This is a genomic window from Rhodanobacter sp. GW835-FHT13D09, from assembly GCF_058793995.1.
This window is the reverse complement of the sequence record NZ_JBXAGL010000009.1, coordinates 19429-35984: the sequence shown is the minus strand read 5'-3', so window position 1 is coordinate 35984 and position 16556 is coordinate 19429. Positions and strand designations below refer to the sequence as shown.

Here is a 16556-nt window from a genome sequence, read left to right as displayed (position 1 = left end):
CTGACCCACGACCCGAAGAGACGCGCTCCGGCCCGATTCCGGCAGGAGCGCGTCGTCACGGCTCGCTCATGTGGTGGCCGGTCGCCGTGGCGGCACGGCCAGCGGTTCGGATACCCCTGCCCCACTGATGGGCTACGCGCACCCACACCCGTTCTGGCAGAGTGCGGCGTTCGACTGCCACACGACTCCTGGGGAAAACTCACCATGCACGCACCCATCCGATCATTTTGACGGTGGTGCGGCCGGCTTCATCGCGGCGTCGCGCACGGCCTTGAACGGATTGCCGGCGTACCACTGCGGCCACACGCCCGCATGGCTGAGGTGCTGGCCCAGTTCGTACAGCGCCTGGGTATCCTCGAGGATGCCCTCCAGGTTCCAGTGCGGGTCGAACACGTCGTTCGTGGTGTGGTAGCGGTGCGCCGTATAGTCGTCGGCCGCCTTCTGGCCGGCGGCCCTGCCGCCCTCGAGCAGGTCGAGGCCCGAACTGGCCAGCATCGCCGGCACGCCGGCCCGCGCGAAGTTGAAATGATCGGAACGGAAGTAGAAACCGTTCTCCGGCGTGCTCTCCGGCGAGATCACCCGGCCCTGCCTGTGCAACACGCCGGCGAGCATGTCCTCCAGCTCGGACTGGCCCTTGCCGATCACCGTCATGTCGCGTGCGGGGCCGATGACCGGCAATGCATCGACGGCGATGTCGGCCACCGTGCGGTCCAGCGGGAACAGCGGCTTCGCCACGTAGTACTGCGAACCGAGCAGGCCCGATTCCTCCAGCGTCGGCATGAAAAACAGCACGCTGCGCTCGGGCGGCTTTGCCTGGTGCGCGAATGCGCCGGCGATCTGCAGCAGCATGCTCAGGCCGGTGCCGTTGTCGATCGCGCCGGCGTAGACCTGGTGGCCCTGGCGGGTCGGGTCGGTGCCCAGATGATCCCAGTGCGCGGTGTAGACCACCACCTCGTCGGGCCTGGAACTGCCCTTGACCAGCGCCACCACGTTCTTCGATTCGATATGGCCGATCTTGTTGCGCAGGGTGATCGAGGCCGTCGCGCCCAGCGGCACCGGCTTGAAGCCCGGCTTCGCCGCGGCCTGTTCGAGTTCAGCGAAATCGAGGCCGGCGGCGGCGAACAGCCGGACCGCCGCATCGCGCGTCAGCCAGCCGGCCACCGGCAGTCGCGGCGACGGATCGACGCTGGCCGGCAGGCTCAGCTGCGGCCCGACCGCGCCGTTCTGCAGCACGCTCCACGGATAACCGGCCGCGGCGTCGCTGGTATGCACGATGAAGCAGGCGGCAGCACCCTGCAGCGCCGCCTCCGCATACTTGTACGGCCAGCGGCCGTACCAGGTCATCGCGCGGCCGTTGAACAGCTTGGGGTCGCGGCTGGCAAAGCCGGGGTCGTTGACCAGCACGATCACCGTCTTGCCCTTCACGTCGACATCCTGGTAGTCGTTCCAGTGCCAGGCGGGTGCATCCGCACCGTAGCCGAGGAACACCACCGGCGAATCCTTCAGCGCGACCTCGGCTTTCGCCTGCAGGGTCTGCGCCACCATGTCGGTGCGGTACGCCAGCTTCAGCGGCTTGCCGCGCGCGGTGACGTCCAGGCTGACATCGGTATTCAGCAGCAACGTGGAATCGGCCGGCACGGTCTGGAACCACGAGCCGTGGTTGCCCGGCTGCAGGCCCATCCGCTTGAACTCGGCCACCAGGAAATCGGTGGTGCGTTGCGCGCCGATCGTGCCGGGTTTGCGCCCGCCGAACGCATCGGAGCTGAGGGTCCTGTCGAAGCGGGCGAAATCGGCGGCGTTGATCGACGGCGCCCGCGCCGTGTCCGGCCCGGTCGTTGCCGCCTGCAGCGGAACCGCGGCCACGCCCAGGGCGACCATCAGGGCAAAATTCCTCACTCGCATCAAAACGCTCCCACCGATGAAATCGGCCACCTTTGTAGCGCGCACCTGCGCCGCTGTCCATGCGGCAGGCTGCAGTGGCAAACGCAAGATGCAACGGCCGGCCGGCGCCATCATGATGCAACCGCCATCACCAGGCATCGGACATCAGACATCAGACATCAGACATCAGACATCAGGGCATCGTGCACCCGCACGACATTCAGCTGCGCATGTCCACGTCAAAAAGCCTGACCCGGTTGCGCCCCTCATGCTTGGCCCGGTACAGGGCACGATCGGCATCGATCATCAGTTGTCGTAACCCATAACCGGAGTCGACCGCGGCAGCCACGCCGAAGCTGGCCGAGATCGGGATATCAGGCGCACCCTTGCCGCTCGAAACGGCGGCGATCGCCGTGCGCATCTGTTCGACCCGCACCAGCACGTTGTCCCGCGTGCACTCGGACAACAACATGCCGAACTCTTCCCCGCCGAGGCGGCCGAACACGTCAGTGGAGCGCAGGTGCGCCTGGCAGGCATCGACCGCGCGCTTCAGCACCCGATCACCCACCGCATGCCCGTGCGTGTCGTTGACCAGCTTGAAGTGGTCCAGGTCGACCAGTACCAGGCACACATCGCGCGCCGATTTGCGGCAGTAGCGCAACTGCCGCTCGGCCTCGTTGACGAAGTGCTGCCGGTTGAAGATCCCGGTGAGACCGTCCCTCCGCGCCAGCCGCATGAAGCGCAATTGCGAACGCTTGATCCGGTAGGTCCATACGACGATCGATGCCAGTACCAATAGCAGCAGGGCGATATACAGCCGACTGGTTTCCGCCGCCTTGCGATCCAGTTCTCCCTGAAGGGTGAGAATTCTGTTCTTCTTGTCGAGCCCCTCGATCTGCAGCTTCTTTGCCAGCACCTGCTGCTTGACGATCTGATAGGCGAGTGCCTTCGCGCTGAGCCTGCTCTGGTAGCCATCGTGGGCAGCTGCGTATTTTTCAAGGTATGCCAGGGCGCCATTGCTGTTGCCCATTTTCTTGTCGACCTCGTAAAGCACTTGATAGGCGTTCGCCGTCGACTCCGAATACTGCCTGTTGGCGTTCGTCGCCAGGGCGTCATTGGCAAATTTCGCTGCCGAGACGAGATCGCCACTCTTCCAGTAAGCCGTGGCCAACGTAGACTCGAACTGGGAAAGCTGAGGTGGAAAGCCTGCTTGCTGCACCCTGGGGTAGCTCGCTTGCAACACACGGATAGCCAACTCGGGGCGCCCCTGCCTCAGGTCAAAACTCGCCAGCAAATGCTGGAAACTGAGTGAAAACAGTGTATCGCCCGCCTTTCCGCATGCCTCCGTGCCATCGTGAAGCTGATCGGCGGGCAGCTGTGTACCGCCACTTTGAAACAGCGCATCCGACTTGTAGAACCAGCCCCGACATGCACCTTGGGCGTCGGTACTTTCCTTGATTATTTGATCGGCATAGCGAACGGACACATCGTATTGGCCTGCCTCGTTGTTCAGCTGCGCCGCGACACCAAGTCCCTGCATGCGGACGTTGCTTTCCTTCATGGTCGGCAGCTGGTCCAGCAACGGATTGAGCCTGGCAAAAGCCTCCTCATATCGGGACTCGGCCACCAGAAGATCGATCACCGTGGCACTGGCGCGAAACGCCAGAACAAGGTCCGCGGTTTGATCGGCAACAGCTGTCAACGATGGCAGGGCTTCTTTGTAGTTGCCTGCAAAGGCGACCTGCCGTGCCATAAGGTAACGCTGATGCAACCTCTGTTGCGGTGAGAGTCGCGCCGCAATTTGATCAAGTCGGCCCATGAGTTCATTGAACTCGGCGCGACGGGAGGGCTGCGCGATTTCGGCTTGTCTTAGCAATTGCGCAGGATCGTTGGATACAGGCGCAGGCGCAGCAACCGCACCTGAAACAAACCAAGACAGAAGTGCGGAACATGGGAGCATCAGTCTGTATCTGCCAGCCTGGTTCATGAGCCAGCCAGTGGCCGTAGGTGCAGGAACGACAAATCGTGGAACCAGGCCTTTAATCTCCCCCTCTTCCCTTGTCATTCTCCTTGTCCTTGTCCTTGTCGTTCTCCTCCTCACTCTCTTCGCAGCTGCCGTCACATTCCTCCTGTTCCTCATCTGGCTTGGCAGGGTTGATCAGGCAGCAGAACGGATCCCGCCCCAGCAATGCCTGCAATCCCTGTTCATCCCCGGCAAGGATCGCCACCCGCAACTCCGGATCAATCTGTGCCTCAGTCAATGCGACGGCCAGCGCCTCCGGGTCAGCACGACGCCACTGTGCGTCCTGACCGACAGTTTGGAGAAAATCGATTACGTCGAACATCGGTTGCCCCCTTTCCTGTTGATAATTCGGTACCGCTGGAGTCACGAACGACGGATGGCGTTGATGAAAGACCCGGAGCTTTCACTTGCCTGAGTCCTTGCACGGAACCAGCGAATGCCGGGGCGATTTCAAAGTTCACGTGCAACACGCTGGTGAGCCGCTCCGTCACTCGCTTCGGTGAGCCTTGCCCCCGCCGCCGCCCCTTAGTCCGTTGCAAGCAGTAACATCGGCCTGCTCCAGCAAACCAAAATACACCATCACTTCGCGCCGCATATGACGAACCGGTTTTGGATAGCCGGTTGCCAGCAAGCCCGGATCGCCACCCGTTCCGCTGGAGACTATCCCCCCAGTGCAATAACGTTCTGTCGAGCTCGCTTTCGGACGGATGGAGCTTCCGACACCGGGCCTTTCAAATAGCGCCAACAATGGCTCGTTTCAGCACGCAAAGCCGCACCGAACCTTGTGGCCGATCTGGATTGGGGTGAGGCTGGTGGCGCCATCCTCGTATCTTTCATGGCTGCGTCGACCTTTGGCAGCGTGCAGAACGATAGCCGTCCGATGCGTGTATGCCGGCAGCCGAACGGAAGAGCGATTACTTCACACTCCCGGTTGCCGCGCCGATGGTACCCAGACGCGGTTTTGCCCGACCATCGCTCACGCTGACCCGGTTGCGACCCTCGCGTTTGGCCTGGTACAGCGCATCGTCGGCATGGATCAGCAACTGGCGCAGGTCGTGGCCGGAACGTGTGGTGCTGGCCACGCCGAAGCTGGCCGAGACGCAAATGTCGTCGGCAGCATCACCGCGGACCACCGCCACGATCGCCAGCCGGATCCGTTCAACCCGGCTCAGCACCTGCTCGAGCGTGCACTCCGGCAACACGATGCCGAACTCCTCGCCACCCAGGCGGCCGAAGATATCGGTGGAACGCAGATGCGCATGGCAAGCCGCCACCGCGCGTTTCAAAACGCGATCGCCAACCGCATGCCCGTAGTTGTCGTTGACCGCCTTGAAGTGATCCAGATCGATCAGCACCAGGCAGGCCTCCCGACCCGACTTCCGGCAGCACTGCAATTGCTGCTCGGCCTCACTGACGAAATGCTGCCGGTTGAAGATGCCGGTGAGGCCGTCGCGCCGCGCCAGCCGCATGAAGCGCAGCTGGGAGCGTTTGATGCGGTAGGCCCAGAAGCCGATGAAGGCCAGCACTGCGACCAGCAGGATGATGTACAGCCGGCTGTTCTCGGTGGCTTTCCGGTCGAGGTTCTGCTGCAGCCGCAGGATTTCGTTCTGCTTGCTCAGGGTGTCGATCTGCAGCTTCTTGGCAGCCAACTGTTGCTGCACGGTCTGGTAGGCAAGTGCCCGGGCATTCACCGCATTCAGGTAGCCTTTGTTGGCCAGCATGTACTGCTCGTGGTAGACGAGGGCCTGGTCCAGATGGCCCTGCTGCTTTTCGATCAGGTACAGGACGCGATAGGCGATGCTGAGCGACTCGGCGTACTGGTTGCGCGTGCTCTGGTCGACGACTTGGAGAGCGAACCGTTTCGCCTGCGCCAGCTGGCCGGTACTCATGTAAGCCTCGGCCAGCAGGGCGTCGAATTCGGAAATCAGCACCTGGTAATTGCTGCGGGTAACGCTGGCGTAATTGCCCTCCAGCAAGCGGATGGCATCCTCGGCATGGCCGCGCTGGAGCGCCAGGCTGGCCATGTAAAACCTGATGCCGTTGCTGTAGAGGGGATCCTTCGCTTCCGTGCAGATTTCGATGCCTTTGCGAAATTGCTCATCGATACCTTCCAGTCTGCCGCTGTTGTAGAGCGCGGCCAGCCTGGCGTGTTCGGCCTTGCAGCTGTACGGGCCGGGGCTTTCCTTGAATACCTGGTCGGCATAGTCGAACGCCAGGTCGTACTGCCCCGCCTCTTCATACAGGTAAGCAGCGATGACCAAGGCCTGCCCACGGGCATCCGAGTCGGTAATTTCCGGCAACCGGGCGAGCAGCCGGCTCTCCAGCTGGAATGCCTCTTCGTAACGCGAGCGCTCCGCCAGTGTATTGACCTTCAATACCTTGGTCCGGAAAAGGACGGTGGCGTCTCGGGAATTCTCCAGCAACTGGTCGACCATGGCGTCGGAGGTCTGGTAATCACCGCGATACGCGGCCTGCCATGCCTGGAGATAGTGCAGGTAATCGGCCTGATCCGGCGTCAGCGCAGCGCTGTCGTGGTCCAGTCGATCAAGAATCCGCTGGAACTCCCCCTGATCGGACAACTTGATGCTGTCCGCATGCTTGAGCGACACCGAAACGTCGCCTGAGGCGACGGGTACGGCAGCCAAGGCCGTACCCGCCGCAAACAGCATCCCGAGCAGGACAAGTCCAGCAATCTGCATTCCATGTCGCCTGCCGGGTGTATGCATTGCCCTCGCCCAACGACTCAGCGGCCCCAGAGCCCCGAACCTTGGTTGTTGTCACGCCCCGGGAGCTCCCTCGGCATCATCCTACCGCTCCTTGCCCAACGCCAGAAACCCGATGGCTGGTGCCATGCCAAACATGGCCTCCAGTTGGGTCTGACTCCCGGAACGAATGGCCTCCTGGACTTGAGGATCAGAACCTTCAGCAACCAGTGCAAGCTTGAATTCGTCCCCTGTTCCGCGGCCCAGCCGCGCATCCTGGCCAACTCGATCGGGAAATTCGACGTCCGACACGTGCAACTCCCTCAGGTTGAAGCCGGCTGGAACAGCACGCCCGGGAGAGTCGAGATTCCTCATTCGCAGTACGCCAGCGAGTCCGTCCTGTCTCAGGCACGCCGTTGGTGGTAACCCCCACATTCCTCATCCGTGCCCGAATCCTGGCTCGGTTGCAACATCGCAGGGACCAGCATGCAGCACACGTTTGTCGCACCCACCAGTGCTGTCAGCCGTGCCTGGTCCTTCGCCAGTACGGCATCACGCACTTCATGGTCGACCTGGATACCTGCAAGTATCCGCTGCATGTCCCCAGCGGGGGCATAGCGCAAACTGGCGTTCTGCCCGACGGTTTCAAGAAAATCGACGATATTCGACATGGCGCGTCTCCTCGGATGTTCGATGGATGGAATGGCGCGATTCGTCCGGCTCCGGGAGTGCAATGCATTTTCCCGGCAACTGGCCGCGTATCGCGCCGATTCATCCTAGGGACGGCGCCGATGGCAGCTTGCCTACCTGTTCACAAAATACCCGTGTCCGGCTTGATTTCCGCCTTGTCCAGCGCGTCCAGCCGCGCGCGCATTTCCATGTCGGGCTGCAGCGGGCCGGCCGGCGGCAATACCACGGTGTCTTCCATGCCGACCTCGGCCTGCGGCAGGTCGCCCAGCCGGATGCACCGGATCCGCGGCTGCTGGATCGGCAGGGTAGCGCCGCGGTAGATGGTGATCTCGTGGTCGACCGGGTAGTCGCGCGCCAGCACCTCGACCAGCAGTTCGCGGTAGGCCGGGCCGGTGGAAAAGCGTGCCAGCGACTGGTCGCCGACCAGGCCCACCTGCCACAGCACCAGGTAGGCGGTCGGGTCGATCCGGCGCCGGTAGAACAGCAGCTGGCTGGCCTCGAAGTGCTGGCAGCCGTAGCGGCCAGGGTCGATGCCGAGGTCGGCATAGAGGCAGTCCTCGGCCGAGATGCCCGGCTCCATGTGCGCGGCGTAGCCCTCGCTGCGAGCCACCTCGATCGACTTGTGCGGCGCCCAGGCGAACACGCCGGGATGGCCGTAGAACACCCCGCACACCCGCTTGCCCGCGCGTACCTCGGTGAGGATCGCCTCGACCATCTCGCGGTAGGTCCGCATGCGCGACTTCCCTTCGCGGTAGTACGGCTGCAGGCTGCGCACATCCGGATGCATCTTGTGCAGCCACATCTCGACGATGCCGTCGGAGAGCCCGGCGAACACCACGTCCGCCTGTTCGATATGGCTGCGCGCCAGCGGCCCGAGATGCGAACCCAGGGTCATGCCCAGGCCCACGCAGACCAGGCTTCCGGGTGAAGGTGCTGCATCCATGGCGGTCGCTCGTCTCGGCAAGGGTGAACGGCATTATTCACCGGCCCCGGACGGGGGCGCCAGTTCAGCGCTCCGGCGCCGGACCGGGCTTTGCCGGCAACGCCTCCAGCAGCGGCCTGATCAGGTCCAGCGGCAGCGGGAACACGACGGTGGAGGATTTGCCGTTGTTGGACATGTCGGCCAGCGTCTGCAGGTAGCGCAGCTGCAGCGCCTGCGGCTGCTGCGACAGCAGCGCGGCGGCGTCGCGCAGCTTCTCGGCGGCCTGCAGCTCGCCGTCGGCGTGGATCACCTTGGCGCGACGCTCGCGCTCGGCCTCGGCCTGGCGGGCGATCGCGCGCACCATGGTCTCGTTGAGGTCGACATCCTTGATCTCCACGTTGGCGACCTTGATGCCCCACGGGTCGGTGGCCTCGTCCAGGATCGTCTGCAGGGTATGGTTGATCGAGTCGCGCTGCGACAGGATCTCGTCCAGCTCGTGCTGGCCCAGCACCGAGCGCAGCCGGGTCTGCGCCAGCTGGCTGGTCGCCTGCAGGAAGTTCTCCACCTGCAGCACGGATTTGTCGGGTTCCACCACGCGGAAGTAGACCACCGCATTCACCCGCACCGAGACGTTGTCGCGCGAGATCACGTCCTGCGGCGGCACGTCCATCACGGTCACCCGCAGGTCGACCCGGATCATCCGCTGCACGAACGGCACCAGCAGCACCAGCCCGGGACCCTTGGTGCCGGTGTAACGACCCAGGGTCAGGACCACCCCGCGCTGGTACTCCGGCAGGATCTTCACCGCGGAGAACAGCAGCAACGCGCCGAGGATGATCAGTACACCGACGAATCCGAACATGACACTCTCCCGTGAACCGAATCCTGAAGACGCCTTCGCCGCTCCACTCCACCACGTCGCCAACCGAACATCCGAAGGCAGCGCGGGCCGAAAGTAGGGCGGGCACTGCCCGCCGCTCTCGCCATGCCCCTCGCACCAGTGCAGGAGGCAGAAGCCGGCGGGCACTGCCCGCCCTACAAAATCACAGCGGCTCGACCCGCAACAGCAACCCTTGCCGCGACACCACGCGCACCCGCGCACCGGCCGGCAACGCGCTATCGCTGTGCACGCGCCAACGCTCGCCGCGCACCAGTATCCACGCCTCGCCACCGGCTTCCACCGGCTCCAGCAGTTCCCCGGTGTCCATCAGCATCGCCGCATCGCCGGTAACCTGATGGGCGCGGCGCGAACGGAACACCAGCCACACGATCAGCGCCAGCAAGGCCGCCGCGCACATGGCGATGCCGGCAATCACGCCAAGATTGACGCCATAGCCCGGCACCCCGGTATTCATCAGCATCACCGAGCCCACCACGAACGACAGCAGCCCGCCGACACCGAACGCGCCCACGCTGGGATTGGCCGCCTCGGCCACCAGCAGGCCGACTCCCAGTGCCATCAGCGCCAACCCGGCATAGTTCACCGGCAGCAGTTGCAATGCGTACAGGCCGACCAGCAGGCAGATGCCGCCGGCGATGCCCGGCAGCATCGCGCCGGGATGCATCGCTTCCAGCAGCAGCCCGAAGATGCCGGCCAGCAGCAACAGATAGGCGATGGTGGGGTTGGTGATGATCGCCAGGAAGCGCGTGCGCGCACCGGGCGCATATTCGCGCACGGATGCACCCTTGAGACGCAGCGTGACGTCGCGGTCGCCCAGCCGCACCTTGCGCCCGTTCGCCTTGGCCAGCAGGTCGCTCACATCCGTCGCCACGAAGTCGATCACGTGCTGCTGCGCGGCCTCGCTGGCGGTCAGTGTGGCCGCACCGCGCACCGCCTGCTCGGCCCATTGCGCGTTGCGCCCGCGCAACTGCGCCAGCGAACGGATGTAGGCGATCGCATCGTTCATGGCCTTCTGTGCTTCGGCGTCCTCGGCCGTTGCCTCGTCTTCCGCGGCGGAACCGGCCGACGCCGGCGACTCGCCCGCTTTCGGCAACGGCATCGGCCGCGAGCCGCCCAGCTGCACCGGCGTCGCCGCCCCCAGGTGGGTGGCCGGCGCCATCGCAGCGATCTGCCCGGCGTACAGGATGTACGTTCCGGCCGATGCCGCGCGGGCACCGCCCGGGGCGACGTACACCAACACCGGCACCTCGCTGGCCAGCATGCCGGCAATGATCTGCCGCATCGAATCGGACAGCCCGCCGGGCGTATCCAGCCGCAGCACGATCGCCACCGCACCGTCGGCCACGGCGCGTTTCGCCGCGTCGTCGAAGTACTCGGCGGCGGCCGGCCCGATCGGTCCGGCCAGCGTGATCTGCGCCACCATGCCGGCGCCGGCCGGGCCGGCATCGGCCGCCGGCCCGGCAGCGAACGCGAGGCGCAGCGGCAGCGCGAGCAGGATCGCCATCCCGGCCAGCCACGGCCAACGCATCATCACGGCAACCTCCGCAAGGTATCAGCCACGACACGGCCACTGTACCTCCGCCGTTGTTCAGAAAGCGATCGGCGACCCGCCACTGCCGGCGCCGGCGCGGGATTCCCTATTCCGGCGCAGGCTCCGGCAGCGGCCAGTCCGCCAGCACCCGGTAGTCCGGCTGGCCGACCACGCTGTGGACCAGGGCGACGCGATCGACCTGCCATGCCACCGGCTCGACCGGCATGGGGTCCAGCAGCGCGCCATGGCTGTAGGCGAGCGTGACGTGCGGCGTGAAGCTGCGTTCGAGCTGGCGGCCCTGCCCGGCCAGGGTCAGGGCATGGCGCAGCTCGCGCCACAGCTGCTGCAGCGGCTCGGGTACGTCGGTACCACGCAGGATGCACGGCGGCTGCCGGCCGCGAAAGCCGGCGGCCTGGTCCAACACCCACTCGAACGAGGTCGTGCGCAGCCGGTCCGCGGCGGCTGTGGCGGCGGCGACCACGTCCTGCCGCAACAATGGATGGTCGCCCAGAAAATGCAGCGTGGCGTGATAGCGCACCGGGTTGATCCAGCGCGCGTGCAGGCCGGGACGGCTGGCCCGGAGTACGTCCGCGGCCCGCGCCAGCCGGCTGCGCGTCGCCGCATCCGGCAACAGGCCCAGGAACAGCCGATGCACTTCGGCCGGCCGCGCGCCGTCACCTCCGAGCAGATCGAGCTGGGGCGGACCGGAGGACGGGAGTCGCCGGGTCATCGCTGGATTGCCGACATGGCGCGCGGACCTAGCCGGCGGTGTGCGCCGGTGCGGGCGCCGCCCGCAGGGGTGTCCGGCCAGCAGGCTTCGGATCGTGCGCAGCTTCGCCTTGATCCTCGCCGCATCGGCGGAACCCGCGCGCAGCAGCAGCTTCTGCCCGGTCGACAGCGATTCCAGCGCCGGGTCGGCATAGACGTAGTACGCCTTCGAGCGCACCACAGCCGGCGGCTGGGCGGGTTCCGGCGCGGCCAGCATGTCGTCGATCGCGACGATCAGGCGATCGTTGAAATACCCCTTGGGGTAGCCCAACTGCCGGTAGGCCTGCTGGAACAACGGATAGGCGTGGACGTACCAGGCCACCAGCGCCTGCGGATCGACCGCATCCACGACGCGCATGTACGGCGCGTAGCGCGCGCTGTTCGCGGCGCCGGAGAGCGTGGCGGCGCCCGCCTGGTCGACGGCGAACGCGCCTTTGGGCGTGCGCGCCGGCAGCGTGAACGCAGCCAGCCCGTCGTGGCGCGGCAGCGCGTCGACGGTGGCGACGATGCGCGCGACCAGTTGCTGGCTCAGCAGCAGCGAGGACAGGTTGCTGTCGCCGGCCAGCGCGAGGAGTGCTGCGGCCACGCTGGCATCGCTGTCGCCCAGTGCGGGCAACGCAGCGGTCGAGGCCGCCGCCGGACCGGTCTGCACCTGTCCGATCGGATGCTGGACCGATGATGCGGCGTGAGCCGCGGCGGTCGACGCCGAAGGCGTCGGCGCCGCCGGCACCGGCGTGTCGGGATGCATGGCCTTGCGCGCGAGGTATACGCCCCCCGCCACGATGCCCACTACCACGACCACCGCCACGATCCAGCTGCCTGTCGATGCCTGCCTGCCCATGTTCACTCCCGTTCTGCGGTCGGATATCCGCTATGGACTTGTGCAGGCGCGATTCGTTCACCGCGCGTGCAACCTCATCACGCACCGTACCAGCTGTCTCGCCGGCCCGTCGCGGACCGCCGCCCATCCTCGTCCGATAACAATCGGGTCACGCGCCGGCAACGTCGTGGCGACTAAAGGTTCGACTGCGCAAACCCGTCTTGCCCGTGTGGATCTCCCGGGTCAACCGGAGCATCCGCGCGGCAGTCGCCATGCCGGAAGCGGAGGGCCGTCCCATGAAAACCCGCTGTGTATTCAGCACCGCCGACCTGCTGGCAGCGCGTGCCGCGATGGCTGCGGCGCGCGAGGCCGGCGTCGAGGACCGCGATATCTCGCTGGTCGCCCGCGAGGACATCGAGCTGGAGAAGATCCCCGATCACCTGATGCAGGGGCGCAACGACTTCTATCCCGCCGCCGTGCGCGGCGGCGTCTGCGGCGGCGGCACCGGCCTGCTGCTGGGGCTGATCGCGGTCGCCGTGCCGCCGCTGGGCGTGACGCTGGCCGGCGCCGCGGCGATGACCATCGCCGGCGCCGCATTCGGCACCTGCATCGGCGAGATCGTCGGCTTCGAAGTGCCGGATACGGTGAGCCGCAAGTTCAGGGACGAGATCGCGGCGGGGCGCATCCTGGTGGTGATCGACGCCAGCCGGGAACAGCTCGATGCAGCCGAACCGGCGATGGTGCGCACCGGCGCCCGGCCGCTGCCGTTCCACGCGCATACCGCGCTGACCTGAACACCTCGGCACGCATCCGGCTCAGGCCTTCAGCCGGTAGCCGGTACGGAAGATCCACCACACCGCGGCGAGGCAGATCGCGAGGAACACCGCGGTCATCCCCACGCTGACGCCCACACCGACGTCGGACACGCCGTAGAAGCTCCAGCGAAAACCGCTGATCAGGTACACCACCGGATTGAACAGGGTGACCTTCTGCCAGAACGGCGGCAGCATGTGGATCGAGTAGAAGCTGCCGCCGAGGAAGGCCAGCGGCGTCACCACCAGCAGCGGCACCAGCTGCAGCTTCTCGAAGTTGTCCGCCCAGATGCCGATGATGAAGCCGAACAGGCTGAAGGTGAGCGCTGTGAGCAGCAGGAACGCCAGCATCCACAGCGGGTGCTCGATCTGGAACGGTACGAACAGCCGCGCGGTGACCAGGATGATCAGGCCGAGGATGACCGACTTGCTCGCCGCCGCGCCCACGTAGCCGGCGACGATCTCGAACGGCGACACCGGCGCCGACAGGATCTCGTAGATGGTGCCCACGAATTTCGGGAAGTAGATGCCGAACGAAGCATTGGAAATGCTCTGCGTCAGCAGCGACAGCATGATCAGTCCCGGCACGATGAAGGCGCCGTAGCTGACCCCGTCGATGCCGTTCATGTGCGAGCCGATCGCCGCTCCGAACACCACGAAGTACAGCGAGGTGGAGATCACCGGCGAGACGATGCTCTGCAGCAGGGTGCGCCAGGTGCGCGCCATCTCGAAGCGATAGATCGCACGGATCGCATGGATGTTCATGCGCGTTCCCTCACCAGGCTGACGAAGATGTCCTCCAGCGAACTCTGGCGGGTCTTGAGGTCCTTGAAGTCGATGCCCGCCTCGCCGAGCCGACGCAGCAGCAGGTCGATGCCGGTGTGCTCGCCCTGCGCGTCGAACGTGTAGACCAGTTGCCGGCGGTCGGCCGACAGCTCCAGCGGATAGCCGGCCAGCGAAGCGGGGATGGCTTCCAGCGGATCCTGCAGGTGCAGGGTCAGCTGCTTGCGGCCGAGCTTGTTCATCAACTCGGCCTTGTCCTCGACCAGGATCAGTTCGCCCTTGTGGATCACCCCGATGCGGTCGGCCATTTCCTCGGCCTCCTCGATGTAGTGGGTGGTCAGGATGATGGTGACGCCGGTGGCGCGCAGAGCGCGCACCATCGCCCACATGTCGCGGCGCAGTTCCACGTCGACGCCGGCGGTGGGCTCGTCGAGGAACAGGATCTGCGGCTCGTGCGACAGCGCCTTGGCGATCATCACGCGCCGCTTCATGCCGCCGGACAGGGTGATCAGCTTGCTGTCCTTCTTGCTCCACAGCGAGAGGTCCTTCAGCACCTTCTCGATGTGCACCGGGTTGGCGCTGCGCCCGAACAGGCCGCGGCTGAACCTGACCGTGTTCCACACCGTCTCGAACGCGTCGGTGGTCAGCTCCTGCGGCACCAGGCCGATCTTCGCGCGCGCCGCGCGGTAGTCGCGCACCACGTCGTGGCCGTCGGCCAGCACCGTGCCCTCGCTGGGGTTGACGATGCCGCAGATGATGCTGATCAGGGTGGTCTTGCCGGCACCATTCGGCCCCAGCAGGGCGAAGATCTCGCCCTGGCGGATCTCCAGGTCGATCTGCCTGAGCGCCTGGAATCCGGAGGCGTAGGTCTTGCCGAGCTGCCTGACGGTGATGATCGGCTGCATGCGATCTCCTGGGGAACGGATCGGTCGCGGGGAGCGTCGATGGTATGCCATGTCGCCTTGCGCATGTCGCCGTACCGCCACTCGACGTTGCCGCCGCGCTCTTGCTAAGGTCGAAAGCCAGTCGCCGGAACCCGCATGAACTCGATCGAAGTCACCCTGGCCATGCTGCTTGCCGTGGTGGGCAGCGGCTACCTGGTGCGGCTGTTGCCGTTCTCGCTGCCGCTGCCGCTGGTGCAGATCGGGCTGGGCGCGGTGATCGCCGGCGTGTTCCGGCACGGCGTGGCGCTCGACCCGGACATCTTCTTCCTGCTGTTCCTGCCGCCGCTGCTGTTCCTCGACGGCTGGCGCATCCCCAAGGACGGGCTGCTGCGCGACCGCGGCTCGATCGTGGCGCTGGCGCTGGGACTGGTGGTGTTCACCGTGGTCGGCGTCGGCTTCCTGATCCACTGGCTGATCCCGGCGATGCCGCTGGCGGTGGCGTTCGCACTGGCGGCGATCGTGTCGCCGACCGACCCGGTGGCGGTGTCGTCGATCACCGCGCGCGTGCCGATCCCGAAGCGGCTGATGCACATCCTCGAGGGCGAGTCGCTGCTCAACGACGCCACCGGCCTGGTCTGTTTCCGCTTCGCCGTGGCGGCGGCGGTGACCGGCGGCTTCTCGCTGCTGTCGGCGTCGCTGACCTTCCTGTGGGTGGCGCTGGCCGGGCTCGGCGTGGGCGTGCTGTTCACCCTGGGGGTGAGCTTCGCGCAGCGCTGGCTGTCGCGGCACTTCGGCCAGGAGGCGGGCTCGCCGATCCTGATCAGCCTGCTGATCCCGTTCGGTGCCTACCTGCTGGCCGAGCAGGTCGCCGCCTCGGGCATCCTCGCCGCGGTCGCGGCCGGCATCACCATGAGCTACGTCGAGCTCAGCGGCCGCCTGCTGGCCACCACGCGGGTGCAGCGCGCGGCGGTATGGAACACCGTGCAGTTCGCCCTGAACGGCATCATGTTCGTGCTGCTGGGCGAACAGCTGCCCGCCAGCCTGCAGGGCGCGATGGCGTCGGTGGCGCAGAGCGGCCATCGCAACCCCTGGTGGCTGCTGGTGTACGCGCTGGCGATCAATATCGGCCTGGCGTTGCTGCGCCTGGCCTGGGTCTGGATCTCGCTGCGGATCAACATACTCAAGGCGCACCACCACGGCGCCCCGGTGAGCCGGCCGCACTGGCGATTGCTGCTGGCCACCTCGCTGGCCGGCGTGCGCGGCGCGATCACCCTGGCCGGCGTGATGACGCTGCCGCTGCTGCTGCCTGACGGCACGCCCTTCCCCGCGCGCGAGCTGGCGATCTTCCTCGCCACCGCGGTGATCCTGCTGTCGCTGCTGGCCGCCAGCATCGGCCTGCCGCCGCTGCTCAAAGGCCTGGAATTGCCGCCGGAGCCGGCGGCCCTGCGGGAAGAGAACCTGGCCCGCCGGGCCGCCGCCACCGCGGCGATCGCCGCCGTCGAGAAGGCCCAGCACGAACTGCTGGAAAAGGCCCCGGGCAGCGACGTCGACATCTACACCAGCGCGGGCACCCGGGTGATCGCGCTGTACCAGCACTGGCTGGACGAGGACTCCTCCAACGAGGAGGAGGCGCGACAGCTGCGCAAGGCCGACGTGGCCGAACGCGAGCTGCGCCTGGCCGCGCTGCAGGGCCAGCGCGAGGCCATCTTCGAACTGGCACGCCACCGCCGCATCTCCGACGAGGTCTCGCGCCGGCTGGTGCGCGAGATCGACCTGCAGGAAGCACGCTACCGCTGAGAGCACGCCGCGCCCCGCGTTCACCAACCGCCCACGCATGCG

The 16556-nt window shown here is 66.1% G+C and carries 14 protein-coding genes; 2 read left to right on the top strand and 12 right to left on the bottom strand.

Annotation, left to right across the window (positions count from 1 at the left end; genetic code table 11):
* Positions 1-222: 222 nt before the first annotated feature.
* The 10 genes from AC1Q5A_RS12610 to thpR form a co-directional block, all read right to left on the bottom strand.
* Complete coding sequence (locus AC1Q5A_RS12610) at positions 223-1902, bottom strand: M28 family metallopeptidase (protein WP_492701082.1); 1680 nt, start codon at positions 1900-1902, stop codon at positions 223-225.
* 199 nt (positions 1903-2101) lie between these two features.
* Positions 2102-3868, bottom strand: coding sequence for a GGDEF domain-containing protein (locus tag AC1Q5A_RS12605; protein WP_492701080.1), 1767 nt, complete (start codon positions 3866-3868; stop codon positions 2102-2104).
* Between the two features lie 52 nt (positions 3869-3920).
* On the bottom strand, positions 3921-4226 hold the full coding sequence (locus tag AC1Q5A_RS12600; protein ID WP_492701078.1) for a hypothetical protein: 306 nt from the start codon (positions 4224-4226) through the stop codon (positions 3921-3923).
* Positions 4227-4818: 592 nt separating this feature from the next.
* Positions 4819-6603 carry a tetratricopeptide repeat-containing diguanylate cyclase gene (locus tag AC1Q5A_RS12595; protein WP_492701076.1) on the bottom strand — a complete coding sequence of 595 codons (1785 nt, stop codon included), beginning with the start codon at positions 6601-6603 and terminating at the stop codon, positions 4819-4821.
* Between the two features lie 108 nt (positions 6604-6711).
* A complete protein-coding gene (locus AC1Q5A_RS12590) occupies positions 6712-6918 on the bottom strand; it encodes a hypothetical protein (RefSeq protein ID WP_492701074.1) in 207 nt (68 codons plus the stop codon).
* 92 nt (positions 6919-7010) lie between these two features.
* Positions 7011-7277 carry a hypothetical protein gene (locus tag AC1Q5A_RS12585; protein ID WP_492701072.1) on the bottom strand — a complete coding sequence of 89 codons (267 nt, stop codon included), beginning with the start codon at positions 7275-7277 and terminating at the stop codon, positions 7011-7013.
* A 140-nt stretch (positions 7278-7417) separates the two neighbouring features.
* Positions 7418-8239 (bottom strand): SAM-dependent methyltransferase, encoded by an 822-nt coding sequence (locus AC1Q5A_RS12580; protein ID WP_492701070.1) that lies wholly within the window; start codon positions 8237-8239, stop codon positions 7418-7420.
* Positions 8240-8303: 64 nt separating this feature from the next.
* Positions 8304-9080: a slipin family protein gene (locus AC1Q5A_RS12575; protein ID WP_492701068.1), complete on the bottom strand. Its 777-nt coding sequence runs from the start codon at positions 9078-9080 to the stop codon at positions 8304-8306.
* A 181-nt stretch (positions 9081-9261) separates the two neighbouring features.
* Positions 9262-10650, bottom strand: a complete 1389-nt coding sequence (locus AC1Q5A_RS12570; protein ID WP_492701338.1) for an NfeD family protein — start codon at positions 10648-10650, stop codon at positions 9262-9264.
* Positions 10651-10756: 106 nt separating this feature from the next.
* A complete protein-coding gene (gene thpR, locus AC1Q5A_RS12565; RefSeq protein WP_492701066.1) occupies positions 10757-12259 on the bottom strand; it encodes an RNA 2',3'-cyclic phosphodiesterase in 1503 nt (500 codons plus the stop codon).
* Between the two features lie 275 nt (positions 12260-12534).
* On the opposite strand from thpR, the gene AC1Q5A_RS12560 reads away from it, so the two are divergent.
* Positions 12535-13032 (top strand): hypothetical protein, encoded by a 498-nt coding sequence (locus AC1Q5A_RS12560; RefSeq protein ID WP_492701064.1) that lies wholly within the window; start codon positions 12535-12537, stop codon positions 13030-13032.
* Between the two features lie 21 nt (positions 13033-13053).
* On the opposite strand, the gene AC1Q5A_RS12555 is transcribed toward AC1Q5A_RS12560, so the two are convergent.
* Together AC1Q5A_RS12555 and AC1Q5A_RS12550 are read right to left on the bottom strand one after the other, a co-directional pair.
* The gene (locus AC1Q5A_RS12555; RefSeq protein ID WP_492701062.1) at positions 13054-13815 is read right to left on the bottom strand and encodes an ABC transporter permease; all 762 of its coding nucleotides are present in this window, start codon (positions 13813-13815) and stop codon (positions 13054-13056) included.
* Positions 13812-14738 carry an ABC transporter ATP-binding protein gene (locus AC1Q5A_RS12550; protein ID WP_492701060.1) on the bottom strand — a complete coding sequence of 309 codons (927 nt, stop codon included), beginning with the start codon at positions 14736-14738 and terminating at the stop codon, positions 13812-13814. Before AC1Q5A_RS12550 ends, AC1Q5A_RS12555 begins: the two co-directional genes overlap by 4 nt.
* A gap of 135 nt (positions 14739-14873) precedes the next feature.
* On the opposite strand from AC1Q5A_RS12550, the gene AC1Q5A_RS12545 reads away from it, so the two are divergent.
* Entirely contained in the window at positions 14874-16514 is a 1641-nt protein-coding gene (locus tag AC1Q5A_RS12545) for a Na+/H+ antiporter (protein ID WP_492701058.1), read from the top strand.
* The last annotated feature ends 42 nt before the right edge of the window (positions 16515-16556 follow it).

What these genes read in the sequence shown, in the direction of transcription:
- AC1Q5A_RS12560 (WP_492701064.1), top strand. Translation starts at nt 12,535, where the DNA reads ATGAAAACCCGCTGTGTATTCAGCACCGCCGACCTGCTGGCAGCGCGT.
- AC1Q5A_RS12575 (WP_492701068.1), bottom strand. Translation starts at nt 9,080, where the DNA reads ATGTTCGGATTCGTCGGTGTACTGATCATCCTCGGCGCGTTGCTGCTG.
- AC1Q5A_RS12600 (WP_492701078.1), bottom strand. Translation starts at nt 4,226, where the DNA reads ATGTTCGACGTAATCGATTTTCTCCAAACTGTCGGTCAGGACGCACAG.
- AC1Q5A_RS12550 (WP_492701060.1), bottom strand. Translation starts at nt 14,738, where the DNA reads ATGCAGCCGATCATCACCGTCAGGCAGCTCGGCAAGACCTACGCCTCC.
- AC1Q5A_RS12545 (WP_492701058.1), top strand. Translation starts at nt 14,874, where the DNA reads ATGAACTCGATCGAAGTCACCCTGGCCATGCTGCTTGCCGTGGTGGGC.
- AC1Q5A_RS12595 (WP_492701076.1), bottom strand. Translation starts at nt 6,603, where the DNA reads ATGCAGATTGCTGGACTTGTCCTGCTCGGGATGCTGTTTGCGGCGGGT.
- AC1Q5A_RS12605 (WP_492701080.1), bottom strand. Translation starts at nt 3,868, where the DNA reads ATGAACCAGGCTGGCAGATACAGACTGATGCTCCCATGTTCCGCACTT.
- AC1Q5A_RS12585 (WP_492701072.1), bottom strand. Translation starts at nt 7,277, where the DNA reads ATGTCGAATATCGTCGATTTTCTTGAAACCGTCGGGCAGAACGCCAGT.
- thpR (WP_492701066.1), bottom strand. Translation starts at nt 12,259, where the DNA reads ATGGGCAGGCAGGCATCGACAGGCAGCTGGATCGTGGCGGTGGTCGTG.
- AC1Q5A_RS12580 (WP_492701070.1), bottom strand. Translation starts at nt 8,239, where the DNA reads ATGGATGCAGCACCTTCACCCGGAAGCCTGGTCTGCGTGGGCCTGGGC.
- AC1Q5A_RS12555 (WP_492701062.1), bottom strand. Translation starts at nt 13,815, where the DNA reads ATGAACATCCATGCGATCCGTGCGATCTATCGCTTCGAGATGGCGCGC.
- AC1Q5A_RS12570 (WP_492701338.1), bottom strand. Translation starts at nt 10,650, where the DNA reads ATGATGCGTTGGCCGTGGCTGGCCGGGATGGCGATCCTGCTCGCGCTG.
- AC1Q5A_RS12610 (WP_492701082.1), bottom strand. Translation starts at nt 1,902, where the DNA reads ATGCGAGTGAGGAATTTTGCCCTGATGGTCGCCCTGGGCGTGGCCGCG.